Source organism: Nostoc sp. 'Peltigera membranacea cyanobiont' 210A, assembly GCF_002246015.1.
GTDB lineage: Bacteria > Cyanobacteriota > Cyanobacteriia > Cyanobacteriales > Nostocaceae > Nostoc.
Window position 1 is genome coordinate 102,742 of the sequence record NZ_NOLJ01000004.1, and the last position, 14,947, is coordinate 117,688.

17 protein-coding genes are annotated in these 14,947 nt (G+C 42.3%); 10 read left to right on the forward strand and 7 right to left on the reverse strand.

Translation table 11 applies throughout. The features are described from left to right. Positions 1-225: 225 nt before the first annotated feature. Entirely contained in the window at positions 226-2,952 is a 2,727-nt protein-coding gene (locus CDG76_RS13350; RefSeq protein ID WP_094349493.1) for a TIGR03936 family radical SAM-associated protein, read from the reverse strand. 148 nt (positions 2,953-3,100) lie between these two features. Beyond that, a complete protein-coding gene (locus tag CDG76_RS13355) occupies positions 3,101-3,430 on the reverse strand; it encodes an STAS domain-containing protein (protein WP_094349494.1) in 330 nt (109 codons plus the stop codon). Positions 3,431-3,901: 471 nt separating this feature from the next. Here CDG76_RS13355 and CDG76_RS13360 point away from each other — a divergent pair, with 471 nt between their 5' ends. Beyond that, positions 3,902-4,102 carry a hypothetical protein gene (locus CDG76_RS13360; RefSeq protein WP_094349495.1) on the forward strand — a complete coding sequence of 67 codons (201 nt, stop codon included), beginning with the start codon at positions 3,902-3,904 and terminating at the stop codon, positions 4,100-4,102. Positions 4,103-4,714: 612 nt separating this feature from the next. Here the strand turns inward: CDG76_RS13360 and CDG76_RS13370 are convergent. Further along, positions 4,715-5,080 carry a hypothetical protein gene (locus CDG76_RS13370; protein ID WP_190240841.1) on the reverse strand — a complete coding sequence of 122 codons (366 nt, stop codon included), beginning with the start codon at positions 5,078-5,080 and terminating at the stop codon, positions 4,715-4,717. A gap of 295 nt (positions 5,081-5,375) precedes the next feature. Here CDG76_RS13370 and clpS point away from each other — a divergent pair, with 295 nt between their 5' ends. From clpS to CDG76_RS13400, 7 genes are all read left to right on the forward strand, one after another. Continuing rightward, a complete protein-coding gene (clpS, locus tag CDG76_RS13375; protein ID WP_104907504.1) occupies positions 5,376-5,657 on the forward strand; it encodes an ATP-dependent Clp protease adapter ClpS in 282 nt (93 codons plus the stop codon). Positions 5,658-5,722: 65 nt separating this feature from the next. Next, positions 5,723-6,547, forward strand: a complete 825-nt coding sequence (locus tag CDG76_RS13380; protein ID WP_094349497.1) for a CPBP family intramembrane glutamic endopeptidase — start codon at positions 5,723-5,725, stop codon at positions 6,545-6,547. 140 nt (positions 6,548-6,687) lie between these two features. Then, positions 6,688-7,155, forward strand: coding sequence for a hypothetical protein (locus CDG76_RS13385; protein ID WP_094349498.1), 468 nt, complete (start codon positions 6,688-6,690; stop codon positions 7,153-7,155). Between the two features lie 3 nt (positions 7,156-7,158). Next, positions 7,159-7,329 carry a hypothetical protein gene (locus CDG76_RS37275; protein ID WP_190240842.1) on the forward strand — a complete coding sequence of 57 codons (171 nt, stop codon included), beginning with the start codon at positions 7,159-7,161 and terminating at the stop codon, positions 7,327-7,329. Positions 7,330-7,582: 253 nt separating this feature from the next. Continuing rightward, positions 7,583-8,521 carry a S1 RNA-binding domain-containing protein gene (locus tag CDG76_RS13390; RefSeq protein WP_094349499.1) on the forward strand — a complete coding sequence of 313 codons (939 nt, stop codon included), beginning with the start codon at positions 7,583-7,585 and terminating at the stop codon, positions 8,519-8,521. A 142-nt stretch (positions 8,522-8,663) separates the two neighbouring features. Continuing rightward, on the forward strand, positions 8,664-8,891 hold the full coding sequence (vapB, locus tag CDG76_RS13395; RefSeq protein ID WP_094331172.1) for a type II toxin-antitoxin system VapB family antitoxin: 228 nt from the start codon (positions 8,664-8,666) through the stop codon (positions 8,889-8,891). After that, positions 8,888-9,322: a type II toxin-antitoxin system VapC family toxin gene (locus CDG76_RS13400; protein WP_143854083.1), complete on the forward strand. Its 435-nt coding sequence runs from the start codon at positions 8,888-8,890 to the stop codon at positions 9,320-9,322. Before vapB ends, CDG76_RS13400 begins: the two co-directional genes overlap by 4 nt. On the opposite strand, the gene CDG76_RS13405 is transcribed toward CDG76_RS13400, so the two are convergent. The 4 genes from CDG76_RS13405 to CDG76_RS13420 all read right to left on the reverse strand — a co-directional run bounded on the left by CDG76_RS13405 (position 9,297) and on the right by CDG76_RS13420 (position 13,313). Further along, on the reverse strand, positions 9,297-9,530 hold the full coding sequence (locus CDG76_RS13405) for a hypothetical protein (protein WP_094349500.1): 234 nt from the start codon (positions 9,528-9,530) through the stop codon (positions 9,297-9,299). The two genes, CDG76_RS13400 and CDG76_RS13405, sit on opposite strands and share 26 nt — an antisense overlap. 70 nt (positions 9,531-9,600) lie before the next feature. Continuing rightward, on the reverse strand, positions 9,601-10,239 hold the full coding sequence (locus tag CDG76_RS13410) for a pentapeptide repeat-containing protein (protein ID WP_094349501.1): 639 nt from the start codon (positions 10,237-10,239) through the stop codon (positions 9,601-9,603). Further along, the gene (locus CDG76_RS13415; protein ID WP_094349993.1) at positions 10,236-11,633 is read right to left on the reverse strand and encodes a DICT sensory domain-containing protein; all 1,398 of its coding nucleotides are present in this window, start codon (positions 11,631-11,633) and stop codon (positions 10,236-10,238) included. The genes CDG76_RS13410 and CDG76_RS13415 overlap by 4 nt, the downstream gene beginning before the upstream one ends. 87 nt (positions 11,634-11,720) lie before the next feature. Next, positions 11,721-13,313: a photosystem II high light acclimation radical SAM protein gene (locus tag CDG76_RS13420; protein ID WP_094349502.1), complete on the reverse strand. Its 1,593-nt coding sequence runs from the start codon at positions 13,311-13,313 to the stop codon at positions 11,721-11,723. Between the two features lie 588 nt (positions 13,314-13,901). Here CDG76_RS13420 and CDG76_RS13425 point away from each other — a divergent pair. Both CDG76_RS13425 and CDG76_RS13430 read left to right on the forward strand, forming a co-directional pair. Further along, positions 13,902-14,297 carry a DUF1830 domain-containing protein gene (locus tag CDG76_RS13425; protein ID WP_094349503.1) on the forward strand — a complete coding sequence of 132 codons (396 nt, stop codon included), beginning with the start codon at positions 13,902-13,904 and terminating at the stop codon, positions 14,295-14,297. 133 nt (positions 14,298-14,430) lie between these two features. After that, positions 14,431-14,892, forward strand: a complete 462-nt coding sequence (locus CDG76_RS13430) for a DUF4079 domain-containing protein (RefSeq protein ID WP_094349504.1) — start codon at positions 14,431-14,433, stop codon at positions 14,890-14,892. The last annotated feature ends 55 nt before the right edge of the window (positions 14,893-14,947 follow it).

A 14,947-nucleotide genomic window follows, 5' to 3' on the forward strand; every position in this document is an offset into this window, starting at 1 on the left:
AGAGTGTGCATTCATTAATCTGCTTTTTGTTTGTCTAGGATAAAATCCTAGAAGTTGCACTCTAATATCTTTGCTTTCGTCCCCTGAATACCAGGGTAGTGAACCAGCTAATTCAATGCAGCGCCAGAAAATTTCTCTTCACCCTATTCTAACGCAACCTTGCTAAAAATCAATTCCTATGATCTGCCATCTTAGGACAACTACTAGCAAGTTGCCCTACAGGGATTATACCCCTAAAATTAGCCGATTGCGGTGGATGTGGAGGAGTTGAAATTCTACACCAGCCACTGTCTCTAGCATAAACAGGATTTGTTCGGGACGCAACAGCAAACCGTCCTGGCGATAGCTACCTAGATAACGGATTACAGATGACATAGATTCTGCAATGCTATTGTGGGTTTCTACTAATTCCAGTTCAAATAAGCGATCGCGCAGATTTATTAACTGGCTCTTGCCTGATTTAGTTATTTGCTCGTACCAAAGTTCCTCTTTTGCTTTGATTGTATCAATCCAGTTTTGCCATTGTATGGGTGTTGTTTCTGCAAGTGCTGTTACAGTAATTAAATACTCTGCGGTCTCTAGCAGTTGGGTAGCGGCACTAGCTTTTAAATCTATCTGCTCCACATTATATATAGGTATGTCTGTGGGCATTTCACGAGCCAACTTTTCTCGGAAAGCATCAACTTCCACTGGCACAGTTAACTCAAAATCTGCAATTTCACCGCTGCTAGTAGCCCCTAAAGCCAAAGCAGTTGCTAGAGAAATGCGTGGCATTGGATGAAACCCACCAGTAAAAGCAATTGGTAAGCTTGCTCGCCGCACAACTCGGTCAAACAGACGGATTAAATCAAGATGGCTCATTAAAGCCATATTACCTTGTTTCCCAAACCAAACTCGCAGTCTTTGCGCCTTAGTTGTGTTGGGGACAAATTCACCTGCAAATTTTGGGATAGCAGGTGATTCAATCACCACGTTATGCCCAAAATCGGTGCCACAGACGCCACAATGAGAACAACCTTCAAAAGAGCAGTCTGGTACAATTGCAGCTTCTAGAGCGCGTTGCAAGTCTTCTTGGAGCCACTTTTTCTCAATCCCGGTATCAATATGATCCCAAGGTAGGGGAATATCGAGGGAGTGGGGAGTACTGAGTGGGGTATTGTCCTCTGCTTCTTTGCCCTTTTGCGCCTCTACGTGAAACAAATTCCATTCGCCATTTTCTACTTGGCGGTATTTCCAATCTAAATCGGCTTGGGCGATCGCAGATCCCCAAGCGCTAAAAGCTCGATCTAAATTTTCATACCAGGAATCCATACCTGCACCCAATTCCCAGGCACGGCGGACTACTTTGCTTAAATTGCGATCGCCTCGTCCCACAAAATCTTCCATTGCCGAAATGCGGACATCGGTAAAATTTACCTTCACTGCCTTGATTCGGCGGAATTCTTGCCGTAACAGGTTTTGTTTGCGCTTAAATTCAGCGGTAGAAACTGAGTGCCACTGGAATGGTGTATGGGGCTTGGGCGTAAAGTTAGAAATTGTCAGGTTAAAGTTTAGGGGTTTTCTACCCTTACCTCGACATTCTCGCTGTAGCCAGCTTACTGTTTCGGCAATGCCCACAACGTCAGCATCGGTTTCACCCGGCAAGCCAATCATAAAATACAACTTGATTTTATCCCAGCCTTGCTCCCAAGCGGTTTTCACCCCCCGCAACAATTCTTCATTCGTCAACCCCTTATTCACAATGTCTCGCATCCGCTGAGTACCAGCTTCTGGAGCAAAAGTCAGTCCACCTTGCCGCGTACCTCCCAGGATGTTGGCAATTTTCTCATCAAATCTGTCTACCCGTTGGCTTGGTAGAGTCAGAGAAATATTTTCATTTTTTAAGCGATTTTTGATTTCCATCCCCACTGCTGGTAGGGACAAATAATCAGAACAACTCAGAGATAGTAGGGAAAACTCATTGTAACCAGTTGCCCGCATCCCCTGTTCAATTGCTTCTACAACCTTATCGGGTTCTACATCCCGTGCTGGTCTAGTCAGCATTCCTGGTTGACAGAAGCGACAGCCACGAGTGCAACCACGCCGAATCTCAATGGTCAAGCGATCGTGGACTGTTTCTACGTAGGGAACCAAACCAATAGAATATGCTGGTATGGGAGTTGCAACCCGTCGCAGAATTCGTTTTGGTACGTCTGGGCGCCGAGGGTGAACTGAGCCATCCTCTGCCATATCGTAAAACTGAGGCACATATACGCCTGGTATCTGTGCCAAATCCAGTAACAGATTTTCCCGACTTAATCCTGCTTGTTTGCCTTCTTCTAATACCAAACCAATTTCTGGCAGCAGTTCTTCTCCATCTCCAAGGGCGATAAAGTCGAAGAAGTCAGCATAAGGCTCAGGATTTGATGTCGCTGTTTGCCCACCAGCGAAAATCAACGGAAAGGATGACTGGGTATTGGTAGATTCTCTACCCCCCTGCCCCTCTGCCCCTCGGTCACTGAGCGTAGCCGTTGGCACAGCCTCTCGTAGAGAAGTGCTGCTCCCCTGCCTTTCTCGCCACGTCAATGGAATTCCAGCTAAATCCAACATTTCCAGGATATTAGTTGCACCCAGTTCGTAACTGAGGCTAAAACCTAAAATGTCGAATTCTGTTAGCGATCGCTTTGACTCTACCGCAAACAAGGGCGTATTAGTTTCGCGTAGTTTGGCTGCCAGGTCTTTTCCTGGGAGGTAGGCGCGATCGCATAATTGACGCGGTTGGGCATTCAAGACGTTATAAAGGATGATGTGCCCTAAATTAGATGCACCGACTTCATATACTTCTGGGTAGGTTAAAACCCAACGTATTGCTGCCGTATCCCAAGGTTTGTGTACCGCTAACAGCTCGTTACCCAGGTAACGTGCTGGTTTTAAAATATCCGACGTTATTAATTTTTCAACTGCAACAACCACTGTGCTATCTTCTAGCTACCTTAATTACAGCTACCTAAACCCAACATTAGCATTGAATTAGGTCTTCTAACAGATTTTATAGTTGCAACTTACAACTCCTTTACATAAAGTCCACTTATTGCCTCAACCTTTGTGCTTTTACATAAAGTTATGTTTGGGCCAATTTGGCTTCAGCGTCTAATATTTCAAATACCCTATCGAGTTGCGTCAGTTCAAAAATCATTCTAATTTGTGGAGCAACAGCGCAAAGTTGGCAACTTCTTCCTAAAGTAAGAGCCAGCTTGTGTGTAGATAACAATGCCATCAACCCAGCGCTGTCTAACGATTCTACTGCTGCGAGGTCTACTACCAAGGTGGAAATACCATTTTGCGCCAACGCTGTAGCCATATCTCGTTCCAATTCCAAGGCGTTTGCAGCATTTAAGCACCCTTGGGGGCGAATAACTGCAATTTTGGGATAGTTAAGCACTGCCTGCATAGTTACATCCTATTAAGAATTTTGAAGCGTCAAGCTAAGGATTATTTGAACATAAACTCTATTTTGTTGCATCGACCATACGTCTGAGCTCTCTTTGCTGAATCTTTATTGCTTTAGTATGTCTGTTTAAAGATTGTTATAATTCCAGGTTAAAATGTGTTTATATATACTTTTTTTTTATGTCACTTCAAAAACAATCAACTATAGACGGTCATAGAGCAGACAAATTATAAGTAACTATGCTGAGAAACCTTGCTTAGTCTATAACTAAAGCTAATTTAGCCAAGTCTTAACGTTAGGTTAAATCTCCCACTTTAGCGTTGCTGATGGCATACGGCAAAGTCATAGTGAATTATCTATCTAACTAATTAAATTGTGATATATATCACTACTAAGTTAGTATTTGGATCACTCTTTATACTGAGGCTGATCTGGGATGATTAGTGTCATATTACAGTTGGGTTATTACTTATGAGAACTCAGTACGCTATTCGTAAATTGGTAGAAAAAGCTCTTGACATTAAAAAACTAACTCCTGAGATAGAGAATGAAATTAACTCAGAACTGACGGAACTGGGTTATATTTCTGATGTTGATTACGAAGCCCTAGAATTATTAATGGCAGAGATGGATGCTGGGCGAATCCAGTTGGTTCCTAGTCTGGGATTTTAAAATAATTCATAATGACGCTTTCTACGTTCGCGCAGGTGTTGCAGACAGAAGTTCTGTGTAGCTTGCTGCTCTGTAAGGATACGAGGACTCCCTAACGTAATTCGTAATTAAATCTAGCAGGGGGATAAAAGGGCGATATGATTAGCTAGTATTTTTCTATGAGGTTGATTATTTAAATACTTAAGGTGGCGTAAACTGTGCTACTGAATCTCTACATTGTGCATTGATCGAAAATTTCCATACAGTTCGCTAAACGCCTAAAAAAATTCCTCCCAATCTGTTTGCTGAATTTGTCCACAAGCGGAATGAACTCGTTGCTAAGGGAGTTGATATCATCAATATGGCTACTGGCGAGCCAGATAAACTGACTTCTAGTCATATCCTTCAGGTGATGCATGAGGCGATTGACGACGCTACTAACCACAATTATCCACCTTACGAAGGGACGAAATAATTTCTGGTGCCAAGGATGTAGCAATCGAATTTCACAGTCTTCAACGTATGAAAAATGCTGGGAATTAGGGACTGGGGACTCGGAAGACAAGGGGGATAAGGAAGACAAGGAAGAATTATTCAAGAAGTTTCTATGTTGTCTATTTCCAATGCCCCATCCTAATCCCCAATCACCAATCCCTCTTGATAGGCTTGCCAAAGTTGGTGAATAAACTGATTAAGTTGCTGCTTTGCGGCGGAATCAGGTTCAGTTTTTGGTTCTTTCGCTAAAAGTTGGCTCAAGAAGGTAATTACTTCTGTGTCTAATGCTGGGCGAAATAAATTGGCAGGCCAAAGTAAGTCAGATGCGTCTCGCAAATCGGTAATTAGGGGTGATTCTTCTATGAAAGTAACCATTAATAAAGGACGCACCCAGCACAACTGGCGAGAAATTACAAATTGAATGACTTCTGCATACAGGTTCCTGTCGCCATACTCTAGAGACACAATTTGTCCCGGTTGAAGAAAATCTAGGCTTATGTCCATCTTGGGCAAGGGCAAGGATTGTTTTGCTTGCAACTTTCTTAATCTTAAAAGTGAAAATGCGCTACGTTTAAGAAAAGCTTCTGTAAGATTAGGGTAGCACTCTTACGGCAGCCATGTCTTAGACGTGTGCCTTATCAAGTGGCTACGCAAAACTAATACAACCAATCCCTGCCAGCAAAGGGTTTTCCTAGCATAGTATCTGAGCAGAAATACTATAGAATAGGTAAACAACTGTTGAGCGATCGCAAAACAGAGACTTTGTTGTAGTGAAGTAACGAGAAAAGAGCAAAGAGCCGTGTCAGTTGAAACTATTGAAAAGCCTTCCACAACCCGTAAGCTCGCGCCTCGGTATCGCGTTTTGCTCCATAACGACGACTACAACTCTATGGAGCATGTTGTACAGTCGCTAATAGCCACTGTACCCAGTCTTACCCAACCCCAAGCTGTGAGTATTATGATGGAAGCCCATACTAACGGGCTAGCTTTAGTCATTACTTGCGCTCTGGAACACGCTGAGTTTTATTGCGAAACATTGATAAGTCATGGTTTAAGTAGCACGATTGAACCTGATGAATAGTCATTAGTCATTGGTCATTGGTCATTAGTCGAAGTATAGAGTATTGGCTGGTGACTTACATTGGTATGAAAGAAAACCTTGTCCGTTTAGCTGAACGCCCTGCCCCTATCAGGCTGGGCTGTTTTATTTTGACTTTATTGTTGCTATGGTTGCCATTGGCTACACCAATATACTTACTAGTCCATGATTCAAACTTAGAAAGTATATTGACATTGGTATTGTTATATGTAGTATTTATTTTTCTCCTGAGATTATGGGGTAAATATGTCTACCAGCAGCCTCAAATTCTGCGGCATTATGGCTTAGAATTCACGCGGCAAAACGGTGTGGATTTGCTGCGTGGGTTGGCTCTGGGGATAATTAATATTCTGATACTTTTTGGGGTAGAAAGTTTGTTGGGTTGGTTGGTGTGGCAACAACCGAAAGTTTTTTTGCTGAAAGTGATTTTAGAGGGTTTACTTGTTGGCTTAGGTGTTGGATTTGCTGAGGAATTGTTATTCCGAGGCTGGTTGCTAGATGAATTACAACGAGATTACAGTCCGCGTGTGGCACTGTGGACTGATGCAACTGCGTTTGCTACATTGCACTTTATTAAACCGTTGGAGGCAATTATTCATACACTGCCGCAATTTCCAGCTTTAGTACTGCTGGGGTTAACGCAAGTATGGGGAAAGCGTTGGCGGAGGGGACGCTTGGGTTTTCTAATTGGTTTGCATGGTGGTTTAGTTTGGGGTTACTACATTATTAATGTAGGTAAATTAGTGAAATATTCTGGTCAAGTTCCTGATTGGGTAACTGGTGTGAATAATAATCCCCTGCAAGGAATGATGGGGGTGTTGTTAATGAGTGTACTAGCTTTGTGGATACGGGGGCGAACAGTGAAAAGTTAAAAATAGGTAATGAACTTGTAGAAAAATAAAATATCGGCTAAAAAGGAACTACATTAATATTTCATTTAGGCAAAGTGTCAGAGTGTAGCCAAAAAGTTTTTAGAGATTCAACATCAAATAAAGATTTAGGCTTATAAATAATGGATTGTACTCGTCTGGAATATATCAAAAATGTCAATGATGATAAAGATTGGGCGTATGAAAGCTATCCTGTTGGAGCTTACTTTCAGTTAAACTTTAAAGAGAGTGAGGGTACAGGTGTAGATAATCACGCGTTTAACTTACCAAAAGGATCTCTTATCATCCTTTCTCAAAAACCGCAGGGGTACGACGAGCGATACTTGACGCACGTAGTTGAACTGGTTAATGAGGGAAGTCAAGATAAACCTCAATGGGAAACAAGTACATGGGGTATTTTCCGATGGGTTAAGGTTCATTGGATTGCTGATTTCACAGATGTCAGCCGTATTCCTCTTGATCGGAAGGAAATGAGAGCCAATTGGAGTTTTCAGAACACTAAAGCCAAATTGTTGTCTAGTCCAAAGTTGATGGAGCAGTGGGGTAGTATTGATGCATTAAGAGCGCACTTAGGAGAAGTTTTTAATTAAACGATGACGCAATCTAACACCATTAAACAGCAGCGATCGCAAAGAATATTAGAACTATTTGCGATCGCACGTCAGCGATATTTAGATGCAGAGGGAAATCCTCGACGCACCCCAACGGGACTTAAGGGAGATGATTATATGACAGATGAGGAAAGGCAAGAAGCGTTGGTATAGGACTCCTATTTGATTTTTGAACGGATTTTAGAGATAAATCTTTGCTGGATATGCATTTAAGTCTCAGTATGTTTTCAAAATTCAAACCGGATTCCTATATTAGGAAGGCAAATTTTCCCACAAGAATATATTGATAATCGCAAATCGCCAAAAATGTACTAGATGACTGCATGGGTGTCGGCTACAGCACACAGCATTAAAAACACGCTTACTAAATTGTTTCTATAATGGGTTATGTTAAGCCCACTATGCTATGAGCTTTAGTTTAGATAGCTTTCAAGTTGGCGATCTCATCACTGGAAAAATCATTAAGCTGGAGCCTACAGGTGTTCTAGTTGATTTTTATACCGTTCAACTAGCTTATGTTCCACTACTAGAGCTATCACTCAATGAGATTCAGTCCCCAGAAGAAGCTGTGCAACTGAATGAAATCCGAGAATTTCTGGTTGTAGGAAATTACGATGGCGAACACGATATTTTCTTCTCGCATTGTTCACCTGAGACACTGAAAGATAGCGATCGCTTGTACGAGGTTGCATTGGATCTCGCTTCTGAAAAATGTGGTCATCCCGTAAATAGAGAAGACCTAATCGTACAGACTAAAGTTCTTGCTATTCATAGACACGGCTTATCAGTAAGGATTTACTGGTTCTTGTGTTCTCAAGAGCATCCACCAACGGTTTCTTTTTCAATTCGCAAACTAGAGATGCGAAAAGCATGGGAACGGGTACGGCAATTGCAGGCTGAGGACGTAACAGTATATGGAAAAATCCTTAATAAAACTTCGAGGGGTGCATTAGTGAAAATAGAGGGTTTATATGGCTCAATTCGTACTTATGTTGATAAGCAGAGGGAAGAATTGGTAGGAGGGGAGGAACTTCCACTAAATATTATACAAGTTAGAGAGGAGTATAATCATGTAGTACTGATCCAACGCTCTGTTTCAATCAGACTCAGGCACTTGCAGATTGGTCAGGTTGTTAGCGGCATTATACGGGGTATCAAAAACTATGATGTGTTTGTTGATATTGGAGATTTCTATGCCTGGTTGCCAACCTCAAAAATGTTCCATCCATCTGTTGACGATCCAAACCAATTCTTCAAAATTAATGACCATTTAAAGGCAACGATCATTAAAATAGATCCTGAAAACGGTCAAGTTGTTCTAGAGAGTTGTGGAAGTTCGGTATAACAACACAATTCTAGTGCAACGGACTGCTAAAAGCCTCTGATACTGAGTTCAAGTGCTTATCCGAACCGTATTAAAATGTATTTGACATTCAAACAAATATAGCTGTGATGTTTTTCATAAAAATTGCCAAGGAGAAAAAACAATGATACAGCCAGTCATTTTAGAAAAATTAGAAGAACTCCCTGAGTCTCTTCAGACAGAAGTGCTTCATTACATTGAGTTTTTGATAGAGAAGCACGCTAAAAACTCTACCGAAGAAAAGCAGACAAACAAGCGTCGCGTTGCTGGAACAATGAAAGGAATGTTTGTTCTGCCATTGCCTAATGACTTTGATGAGCCGCTTCAAGACATGAAAGAATATATGGAATGAATAGATTACTATTGGATACTCATGCTTTTATCTGGTTTGTCTCCAATGATGCCACCCTGCCAGTATTAACTAGAGAAAAGATTGAATCTGCTGAGGCTGTTTTCTTTAGTATTGCAAGTCTTTGGGAAATGGCGATTAAACTCAACATTGGAAAACTATCCCTACAGGGTGCTTTTGAAGAGATTGAACCTAAACTAATTGCTGCGGGTATAACGATTCTCCCTATTACCTTTACCGATACTGTTCAATTCCGTTATTTACCACTGCATCATCGAGATCCGTTTGATCGTATTCTGGTGGCACAGGCGATGAATCATTCCCTTGTTTTGATTAGTCGTGATTTGGCTTTGATGCCTATAATATTCAGCGGGTTTGGTGATGAAAAAGTGGCTACGGCACGCAGCATCAAATATCCTCCCGTGGAAAGCTAGCCCATTCTTCACTACGGGCTATATCGATTTCATCTGCGGAAGGTGCATTTCCTAAATCAACACATAGTCCCCATAAGGATTGGCGGGGAAAGGTAGAGAGTTTATCTGTTAACTCGCGTTCTATATCAGGAGCAATTTGCTGGATCAAACGTACTTTGTCCACAGTTGAAAGCTGCTTTGCTAGTCTGATAATTTCTTGTAAACTCACAAATTTTCACCTGCTTCATCTGCAAAAATTTTAACAATAGCTAAGAATACTGGGATTTTTGGTGCAATGTTTACGCAAGCGTCTCAACCACAGTACCCACCACACACGCTTTATTCAAATTAACGCCGCTCAAATTTGTACCTTCTAACTCTGCACAAAGTAAATTCGCTCCCGTCAAATTCGCCCCTGCCAAATTTGCCCCCCGCAAGTCGGCTTCTTCCAGGTTTGCTTCACTCAATAAAGCACCTTGCAAATCGGCGCGACTCAAATCTGCACCTTTGAGATTTGCCCCAGTTAGGTTTGCACCACGCAAGTCAGCACCGCGCAAATCAACGCCTTGTAAGTTGACGTTCATCAAATTGGCACCACTCAAGAAAGCACCCACCAATGACACATCACTGAGTCTTGCTCCCATCAAGTTAGCGCCACGCAAATTGCTACCCCGCAAGTCAGCGCCCGTTAAATCTGCTTGCATCAGGTTGGCTCCCATCAAATTCGCCCGTAAGTCAGTTTCTTGGAGGTTGGCTCCCATCAAATTTGCCCCCTCCAAATGTCCACCTTCGAGCTTAGAACCAGCAAAATTAGTGCCGACAAGGGTAGCGCCAGCAAGATTAATCCGGCTTAAATCCAGTCGGGAGAGTTCCTCGTCTTCTAAATTTGCCCCTGGAAGTTGTTTGAGTTTTCCTAATCTAATGGCTTCAATATTCATGTAAAGTAACTACCAATCTCTTCACTGATCTTGCTGTGGCTATCCCATTGGGAATCGAGTATCCAGATGCCGGCGCTGAATTTGGGTGTCATCAAGGGTAAGTCGAGTCCCTGTTGTAAACCCATAACTAATAAAGCTAGGGTATCTACAAGTTTAGGGTCAAAGCGCGTAGATTGTTGCTGTCTGCACTCATCTAAAGCTTGAGTAAATATCTGTTCTCGACTTTGATTTGACGATTTTCGCTGATTGAGTCGCCACTGAAAATCTGCTAATAATGCCAAAATTCTCGACTCTAGGGGAATTTCATCTCCAGCTAAACCTGCTGGTTCCCCTGTGCCATTCCACCACTCGCTTTGGTGAGTAATAATTTGGGCAACTGCTCGCAGTCGTGGCATAGTTCGCAATACTTGTGCCCCTGGTACTAAAGGACAAGTTAAGGGACAACTGGGGGCATCTTCTTGGTAGCGTGTGGATATACCACCTGTGAGAACGCTTTCTGCTTTTTGTAACGGATCTATGCGATGTAACAAAGCCGCTAGCCGCAATCTCTTAATCTGCCATGCGGGAAGATCCAAAAGCTGGGCGATCGCTTCAGCAAGAACTACTACTTCCGCAGCTGCCATTGGATTGTTGACATCTGCCATATCCATCAGTTGCGCCATTCGCAAAAAGGCTTGGATTTCGTTAGAAACCAAGTTGCGATCTAGGGTTTGTTGCTGAAGCGCTGTGGGGATGGATAAATTATCTTGCCCAGTCTGGAGGTAATCTACTACACGGGAGACAACTGCACCTAAATTTTGGGATCTGTCTATTGACGGTACAATTTGTTCTTTATCGCCTGTGAGTTTTTGGGCCAGTTCTGGGTTGTATTTTTTGATGTGAGCGATCGCTATTTCTGCTGTCTCTCGCACTAACTCTGGCTCAAATGTCCACAAGCCATAAAATTTACGCTCTAAATCTGATGTCGGTACTCCAGCGCTGCCATAATCAGCCTCAGATAATTCTTGACAAATTACCATTGCTGTGTACTTAGGCGATAAAATAATTAAGTGCCACTCTTGCGCCACTGGATCGCCTGCATCTAATCCTACTAAGTCTACATTGGGTAGTTGGCTGGTAGGATGTTCAGCAAAGCCAGATTCAGCGGCTGCCATGATGGCAATTTGGCAACTACATTGGGCGATGTCTGCATATCGCCCGGCTTCTTGTAGATACCATTTACCTTGTTGGAAGGCAGCGATGACTAAGGGTGTACCGTCATCGGTTAAGATATGGTCTTCTAAAGCGTGGCACAGGGCAACTAAGGTATTTTTGTAGTAAACACCGAATCGAATTGGCCTGGTGGTGTGGCGATGAGCTGCTTCCAGCTGTTGTAGGATTGAACCTTCTAACATGGGATTTGGTAAAAATAACCGCAGAGGCACTGAGGAAGATAGAGGGAGAAATTCAGAATTCTGAATTTCTTCACATTTTAGTGTTTTCTAGGATACACCTGCTAACTGTTTTTCTTTCGTCTCTAATGGTGCTGTCAGTGCTGCTTCTAAGTCAGCGCAACCCAGCTTTTCTTCTAAGATTTTCATGACTTCGCGCCCGAAGTCATTGGGGTTTTGTTGCCAAGCTTGCAAGCAGACTTCGCCGAAGAATGAACCAAGGGGTTCAGGATTCCAGAGAAGTTTTTTGGCTGTCCACGGCATCAAGCTCATTGGATCATACCCTGGTTTGAGGATGCCTTCTTTGAAAGCGTATTCTTCTAAATGGGTATGGGGTTGTAGTCCAATAAAGAAGATGGCAGGTTCGACTTTATCTGCACCAAAAATCCGTTCTAGTTCGCGGTGGTAAGCGATGGTTTGGCGGATGGTTTCGGGACGTTCGTCAATGACGTTAAAGGAGTAGTTGACGGAAACTAAGTCGTTGAAACCAGCGGCTTTTAAGTCACGGCAGTTTTGCAAGACGGTTCGCAAGTTATAACCCATCCGCATTTTCCGCACAAGTTCTTGAGAACCACTGGTAATCCCGATTTCAAAGTAGTTCATCCCGGTTTTTGCCATCAATTCACACAATTCGGGTGTCAAATTGTCGGCTCTGATATATGCTGCCCAGTGGATATCTGTCATACCAGAATCGACGATTTTTTGCAATAGTTCTACAGCATCGGCGATAAATTTTTTCGCGGGGATGAATTGGGCATCGGTAAACCAGAAGTTGCGAATGCCGCGATCGTATAATTGGCGCATCTCCGCAACGACTTCATCTGCTGGGTTGATGCGTACTTGTTTGCCTTCGACAACCGTATAGACGCAATAACAACAGTTGTGAGGACAACCACGTTTAGTTTGTACACCTATATAAAAGTCTTGCTCTTGCAGGTAAAAGTTAAATTCCGGCCAGATGCTTTCGATGTAGTCGTAGTTACAAGCTGTTTTTTCTATTGGGGTAGGTTGTTCGTGAATTAGCCGTTGACGTGGTTGAGTTTCTCCAGCAACATAACAGCGTTCATCTCGAAAATCTTTGCCACTTAAAAGTTTTTCCAGCAGGGTTTCGCCTTCACCCACAGAAATAATTGTCCCTTGGGGTAAGCTTTTACCCAATTGTTCGTAAAATACGCTGACTGCACCACCACCGACAACTACACGGGCATCAGAATTATATTTTTGGGCAAGTTTCAAACCGCGTTTGATTAAGCTCTGGTTTTGCCACAACTCTACATAGTAAGCGATGAAAATTCGCAAACCGCCCAATCCGCCGCGTAGTTTCAATAGAGGATTCTTGGCGTAGTAAAATTCAAAGGCGTTTTGCAGCGGGTTGCCACCACGTCCACCAACTGGGGCATAAATTTGAATATCCCGCCAAGAAAATACTAGTAGTGTCGGTTTAAATTCATCAATACAGCGATTCAGAGCCGAACTGTAATCTAAAGGTGGCACTGTTCCCAAATCAAAGATGCGCTGTTCAATATTAGGAAACTGCTTGTGGACATGATCGCTTAGGTAGACAACCCCAATAGGAAAGATGGGGTTACAAGGAAGGCGAACGTAAAGAATTCGATTTTCCATCATCTGTGTTTTAACTTCCATCTTGCCAATCTGTGGAGAAAGCGAGAAAAACATTCAGTTTTAAAGTGTGTGCTTGTTTTATTTTGTTTTATTTATCACAATCATGCTTGACATTTCAGCCGATTATTGGTATTGAGAACCTGCCGTTAGCAACTGCGGAAAAGGTTAAAATTTCTATGCATAAAACATACATAGAATCAATAGAGAGCTTTATGAAGACATTTTTTCATATAGCTTTACCATAACATCGAGTTTATTCATTAAGCGATGATCCCAGCCGAATAATCCTGGGATAGATGAAGCAGCAAAACTCACTTCCTCGCTATGCTAAAAGTAAGGGGATCATTGTTATGTCAATTCCCTAACAATCTGCTTTCAGAGAATTGAAACTTTTATACCAGGAAAAAATATCAAAAAATTTTATCTATAGTGTATAATTCCGAAAAAGGTGTGAATAATTACAAAATTTTCATAACTGAAAATATATCTTTAGACAGAAATAATCTACAACTACTCAGTTGGTATTCGCAGTTACAACAACTGGGGATCAGTGGGTGCTAGGCTTGGCTAGTGTAATGTAAAATTGTGGCGTAAAGCTCCTCAGCAGTTATGGCTCAAATATTAGATCCTCTACCACCTGAGCAATCGGGAAAAATTCTCTGCTGCTACATTAATGCCACGAGCAAAATACAGGTAGCTCGCATCTCCAATATTCCCAACTGGTATTTTGAAAGGGTTGTTTTCCCTGGACAACGTTTAGTTTTTGAAGCTCCGCTACAAGGTCAAGTGGAGATTCATACAGGGATGATGGCAAGTGCAATTTTATCCGATAATATTCCGTGCGATCGCCTGATGCTCGAAGAACCCAGTACTAATGAGTTTGATACAGACTCATCAGATGAAAAAGACCCTTTTAATACCAAATTAATGGTGCAGCAAATTAATACAAAAATCGGAGATACTACAAAACCCTTGCAAATCCTTGGTTTAGCCTCGGTTGATTAAAAAAAACAATTTTATCTAAATTTAAGGGTTGCTAATTTAGCAGCCCTTTTTGTTTACTTTTTGTTTATTATTTATTGGGTATGGGGCATTGGTTATTCTCATTGTCTCCCTCATCTCATCTACAATCATTCTTATGAATCTGCCTTCATTTCTTTGGTTGTGGAAAATAGCCGCCTGGTCTATGGGGTTGTCCCTGTTGGCATATCTGATGTTAGCAGTCACCGGTGTTTGGATGTTTCGGGCGAGAACTTCGCAACAATTTCCTTTTGTTACGCCATTTATGGGCGGTAATAAAGGGGTGCGATCGCTCCACTATACAATGGGCATCAGCATGGTAAGTTTAGTACTACTACTGCTAGCGATCGGCATTGTTGGCACTTTAGGGCACTTTGGCTCTTTAGGTCACTCGTCACACCTAATCGCTGGGTTGATAGTGGTAGCACTAGTTCTACTATCTGCTTTCAGTGCCACACAAATTAGTGTCAGACGACCTTGGGCTAGACCCTTACACATCGGCGTAAATATTATTCTGTTTGTAGGATTTGCCTGGGTGTCCCTTACTGGTTGGATTGTAGTGCAAAAGTATTTACCGTGAACTGCCATACATCAACTACCAGGGACATAGACCTACCCTACAATTAAGAAAAGCA

Excerpts from the sequence above, each read along its gene's own strand:
- CDG76_RS13370 (WP_190240841.1), bottom strand. The coding sequence starts at position 5,080 with ATGGACATAAGCCTAGATTTTCTTCAACCGGGACAAATTGTGTCTCTA.
- CDG76_RS13400 (WP_143854083.1), top strand. The coding sequence starts at position 8,888 with ATGAATAGATTACTATTGGATACTCATGCTTTTATCTGGTTTGTCTCC.
- CDG76_RS13380 (WP_094349497.1), top strand. The coding sequence starts at position 5,723 with ATGAAAGAAAACCTTGTCCGTTTAGCTGAACGCCCTGCCCCTATCAGG.
- CDG76_RS13425 (WP_094349503.1), top strand. The coding sequence starts at position 13,902 with ATGGCTCAAATATTAGATCCTCTACCACCTGAGCAATCGGGAAAAATT.
- CDG76_RS13410 (WP_094349501.1), bottom strand. The coding sequence starts at position 10,239 with ATGAATATTGAAGCCATTAGATTAGGAAAACTCAAACAACTTCCAGGG.
- CDG76_RS13420 (WP_094349502.1), bottom strand. The coding sequence starts at position 13,313 with ATGGAAGTTAAAACACAGATGATGGAAAATCGAATTCTTTACGTTCGC.
- CDG76_RS13430 (WP_094349504.1), top strand. The coding sequence starts at position 14,431 with ATGAATCTGCCTTCATTTCTTTGGTTGTGGAAAATAGCCGCCTGGTCT.
- CDG76_RS37275 (WP_190240842.1), top strand. The coding sequence starts at position 7,159 with ATGACGCAATCTAACACCATTAAACAGCAGCGATCGCAAAGAATATTA.
- CDG76_RS13360 (WP_094349495.1), top strand. The coding sequence starts at position 3,902 with ATGAGAACTCAGTACGCTATTCGTAAATTGGTAGAAAAAGCTCTTGAC.
- CDG76_RS13390 (WP_094349499.1), top strand. The coding sequence starts at position 7,583 with ATGAGCTTTAGTTTAGATAGCTTTCAAGTTGGCGATCTCATCACTGGA.
- CDG76_RS13385 (WP_094349498.1), top strand. The coding sequence starts at position 6,688 with ATGGATTGTACTCGTCTGGAATATATCAAAAATGTCAATGATGATAAA.
- CDG76_RS13355 (WP_094349494.1), bottom strand. The coding sequence starts at position 3,430 with ATGCAGGCAGTGCTTAACTATCCCAAAATTGCAGTTATTCGCCCCCAA.
- vapB (WP_094331172.1), top strand. The coding sequence starts at position 8,664 with ATGATACAGCCAGTCATTTTAGAAAAATTAGAAGAACTCCCTGAGTCT.
- CDG76_RS13415 (WP_094349993.1), bottom strand. The coding sequence starts at position 11,633 with ATGTTAGAAGGTTCAATCCTACAACAGCTGGAAGCAGCTCATCGCCAC.